Origin of the sequence: Bifidobacterium miconis (assembly GCF_019331735.1) — a bacterium.
GTDB classification, from domain to species: domain Bacteria; phylum Actinomycetota; class Actinomycetes; order Actinomycetales; family Bifidobacteriaceae; genus Bifidobacterium; species Bifidobacterium miconis.
Genome location: NZ_JAHBBH010000073.1, coordinates 1 through 4,010 on the forward strand (window position 1 = coordinate 1; position 4,010 = coordinate 4,010).

The following is a 4,010-nucleotide window of genomic DNA, read 5'->3' on the forward strand; positions in this document are numbered from 1 at the left end:
GCCGAAGGAAAGGGGTTTCATGGGCGACAGGGAATTCATGTCCGTGGCATTGCGTCACGCACGGCTTGGGGCTGGCAAGGTCAATCCCAACCCGATGGTCGGCGCCGTCATCGTACGCGACGGCCGCATCATCGCCACGGGCCATCACGATCACTTCGGTGGATGGCACGCCGAACGCGCCGCACTCGAAGCGGCCGCCGCGGCCGGCGTCGACGTGCGCGGCGCCACCATCTACGTCACGCTCGAACCATGCTGTCACACCGGCAAGCAGCCGCCATGCTCGCAGGCTCTCATCGACGCCGGCATCGCACGCGTCGTCGTCGGCTCCCCCGACCCGAATCCGCTCGTCGCCGGCAAGGGCATCCGCCAGCTCGCCGACGCGGGCATCGCCGTGACCGAAGGCGTGCTGCGCAGCGAATGCGACGCGCTCAACGAGATCTTCCTGCATGCCATCGTGACGCATACACCGTTCGTCATGCTCAAGTACGCGATGACGCTCGACGGCCATATCGCCACCGCATCCGGCCTGTCGCAGTGGATCACCGGCGAGGCGGCGAGGCGGCGCGTGCACGAGGACCGTGCGCGCTTCGCTTCGATCCTCGTCGGCGTGAACACCGTGCTCGCCGACGATCCGCAGCTCACCAGCCGCATCGAGCATGGGCACAACCCGCTGCGCGTGATCTGCGACACGCATCTGCGCACGCCGCTCGACGCGCAGGTCGTGGCGACCGCCGCGCGCACCCCCACGATCATCGCCACCGCCAGCGCGAATGACGCGCGCGCCCAGCAGTACCGCGACCGTGGCTGCGAAGTGCTGCACGTCGCGACCGACGGCGACGGCCATGCCAGCATCGCAGCCGTCGCCGCAGCGCTCTATGCGCGCGGCATCGACAGCATCATGATCGAAGGCGGCAGCGGCATCGCATGGTCGGCGCTGGACGCGGGCATCGTCACGAAGGTCAGCGCCTACATCGCGTCCAAGCTGTTCGGCGGCGCCGGCGCGCCTGCGCCGATCGGCGGCCTCGGCGTCGCCTCGCCTGACGACTGCTTCCGCATCGCGCATCCGGCCGTCAGCGCCATCGGCGACGACATCCTCATCGAAGGAGGCGTGGACTATGTTCACCGGCATCGTTGAGGACCTCGGCACGGTGCTGGCCGTGGAGCGCGGCGCGGACTTCGCCCGGCTGACCATCGATTCGCCCGTCGTCGTCACCGACCGCACCATGCTCGGCGACAGCATCGCCGTCAACGGCGTGTGCCTGACGGTCACCGGCCTGCATGGCACCGCATTCACGGCGGATGTGATGCACGAGACCCTGCGCCGTTCCAGCCTCGGCGCGCTCAGGTGCGGCAGCCACGTGAACGTGGAGCGCGCAATGCCGGCGGACGGCCGCTTCTCCGGGCATTTCGTCTCCGGGCACATCGACGGCACCGGCACCATCGCCTCGATCACGCGCGACGGCATCGCCACGGCGTACGCGATTCGCGCGCCGTACGCGCTGCTGCGCGCCATCGCCGAAAAGGGCTCGATCGCCGTCGAAGGCATCAGCCTGACGGTCACGTTCGCCAATACAGATGCGTTCGGCGTCGCGGTCATTCCGCACACCGCAGCGCACACCGTCCTGCCCGAGCGCCGCGTGGGCGACATCGTGAACCTCGAAATCGATCCTCTGGCACGGTACGTGGCGCGGTTCATGGCGGTGCCGGCGCGCGCCGCCGACACCAGCGCCGATGCCGAAGCCAGCGCCGATGCCGCCAGTGCGCACGCCGATGGCATCACCGAGCAGTTCCTCGCCGCGCATGGATTCTGACGCGCGGCCGTCATCGCCCCGTCATCACCTTTCATCATCGTCAACCTGTCATTGCTATCTGCAAGGAGCCTGCCATGGCCATCACCGATTCCAACTCCCCTGTTACTGCCGCATCCCCCATCGATCCCGAAGCCGAACGCGCCGTTGCGCGCGCGATCCGCGACATCGCCACCGGACGCATCGTCGTCGTCGCCGATGACGAAAGCCGCGAGAACGAAGGCGACCTGATCTGCGCCGCCCGCTACGCCACCACCGCCAACATCGCGTTCATGGCGACGCATGGCCGCGGCCTCATCTGCACGCCCATGAGCGCCGAACTGGCGACACGTCTTGAGCTGCCGCCCATGTGCACGACGAATACCGACAACCATCAGACCGCGTTCACCGTGTCCATCGACCATGTGACCACGTCCACGGGCATCAGCGCGCGCGACCGGTCGCTGACGGCGCTGGCGTGCATCGACCCTGATACGCGTCCGCAGGACTTCCGCCGTCCCGGCCACATGTTCCCGCTGGTGGCGCGTCCTGGCGGCGTGCTGGAGCGCAACGGGCACACCGAAGCGACCGTGGATCTGGCGCGTCTGGCCGGGCTGGAGCCGTGCGGACTGTGCTGCGAGATGATGAAGGAGGATGGCACGATGATGCGCCGCGACGACCTGCGCGCCTTCGCCAGCGAGCACGGTCTTGCGATCATCACGATCGCGCAGCTGCAGGCCTACCGTCGCGCCCACGAGTTCCCGCGCACGGTGCGCCGCGTCGCGCAGGTGCAGCTGCCGTCCGACTATGGCACGTTCACGATGGTCGGCTACGAGGCGGATGGCGCCGAGCATGTGGCGCTCGTCATGGGCGACGACGTGCTTGCCGCCATGGCCGGCGGCGACGCCGTGCGCGAGCCGGTGCTGTGCCGCGTGCATTCGCAGTGCCTGACCGGCGACGTGTTCGGCTCGCAGCGCTGCGACTGCGGGCCTCAGCTGTGTGAAGCGATGCGTCGCGTGGCCGAGCGCGGACGCGGCGTCATCCTGTACCTGAGCCAGGAGGGACGCGGCATCGGTCTGCTCAACAAGCTGCGCACGTATGAGCTGCAGGACCAGGGCTTCGACACGCTCGACGCGAACCTGAAGCTCGGCTTCCCCGCCGACGCGCGCGAATACGAGACGGCGGCGGTGATGCTGCGGAATCTGGGCATCGCGTCGATCGATCTCATGACCAACAACCCCGACAAGATCGGCCAGCTTGAGCGCGCCGGCATTGTCATCGACCGTCGTGTGCCGCTGGTCATTGCGCCCACCGACTACGACGCGAAGTATCTGTCCACCAAGGAACATCGAATGGGGCATCTGCTGGGTGCTCTGGCAAAGGAGAACTGATCATGACGGTATTCGAAGGACAGCTGGTCGCCAACGCCGCGAACGGCGAGGCGGCGCCGATCCGCATCGGCATCGTGGCGGCGCGGTTCAACGAGTTCATCACGTCGAAGCTGCTGTCGGGCGCGCTGGACGGCCTGAAGCGGCATGGCGTTGCCGAATCGGATGTCGATGTGGCGTGGGTGCCGGGATCGTTCGAGATTCCGATCGCCGCGAAGCGCATGGTGTCGACGGGCCGCTACGATGCGGTGATCTGCCTTGGCGCGATCATCCGCGGCAGCACATCGCATTACGATCTGGTGTGCAACGAAACGGCGAAGGGCATTGCGCAGGTGTCGCTGAGCACGGATGTGCCGGTGCTGTTCGGCGTGATCACGACCGAGAACATCGAGCAGGCGATCGAACGCGCTGGCACGAAGGCCGGCAACAAGGGCTTCGACTGCGCGCTGGGCGCCATTGAAATGGTGAACGTGCTGCGCGCCATCGACGCCTGATTCGTCCCTCCAGACATCGCGGGATAACGCGTGCGACCTTGCGGCCGCTTACTTCGCCTACGGGAAGCCCACTGGACTTCCCGCTTAACGGCTCAGCGCAGAGGGCGCTCCGTTATTCCCTACAACGCCGCCTTCGCCCGCTCCGCCGACAAGGGCGCTACGCGAGATCCCGAGCTCATCAACAAGCTCTCCGGCCTCGCCTGATAGGCATTTTCGGCTCTTCGCATTTTGGTGTGTAAGGGCCGTGCGGTTTGATTCGGTGTGTGATTGAGAAAGTGAATGAAACCGCGCGGCTTGGTATTGAGTCTAGCGCGTTCGATGGTCGGGTCTTGCTTGGCTTG

At 66.8% G+C, this 4,010-nt stretch carries 5 protein-coding genes; 4 read left to right on the top strand and 1 reads right to left on the bottom strand.

What is annotated here, in order from left to right; translation table 11 throughout:
* Positions 1 to 19 precede the first annotated feature (19 nt).
* From ribD to ribH, 4 genes are all read left to right on the top strand, one after another.
* Positions 20 to 1,135: a bifunctional diaminohydroxyphosphoribosylaminopyrimidine deaminase/5-amino-6-(5-phosphoribosylamino)uracil reductase RibD gene (gene ribD, locus KIH79_RS12550; RefSeq protein WP_219059686.1), complete on the top strand. Its 1,116-nt coding sequence runs from the start codon at positions 20 to 22 to the stop codon at positions 1,133 to 1,135.
* Complete coding sequence (locus tag KIH79_RS12555) at positions 1,116 to 1,811, top strand: riboflavin synthase (RefSeq protein ID WP_219059691.1); 696 nt, start codon at positions 1,116 to 1,118, stop codon at positions 1,809 to 1,811. The genes ribD and KIH79_RS12555 overlap by 20 nt, the downstream gene beginning before the upstream one ends.
* Positions 1,812 to 1,885: 74 nt before the next feature.
* Positions 1,886 to 3,178, top strand: coding sequence for a 3,4-dihydroxy-2-butanone-4-phosphate synthase (gene ribB / locus KIH79_RS12560; RefSeq protein WP_219059693.1), 1,293 nt, complete (start codon positions 1,886 to 1,888; stop codon positions 3,176 to 3,178).
* Between the two features lie 2 nt (positions 3,179 to 3,180).
* On the top strand, positions 3,181 to 3,669 hold the full coding sequence (ribH, locus tag KIH79_RS12565) for a 6,7-dimethyl-8-ribityllumazine synthase (RefSeq protein WP_152358115.1): 489 nt from the start codon (positions 3,181 to 3,183) through the stop codon (positions 3,667 to 3,669).
* Between the two features lie 119 nt (positions 3,670 to 3,788).
* On the opposite strand, the gene KIH79_RS12570 is transcribed toward ribH, so the two are convergent.
* Positions 3,789 to 4,010: hypothetical protein (locus KIH79_RS12570; RefSeq protein ID WP_219059696.1), on the bottom strand; the 222-nt coding region annotated here is incomplete at its 5' end.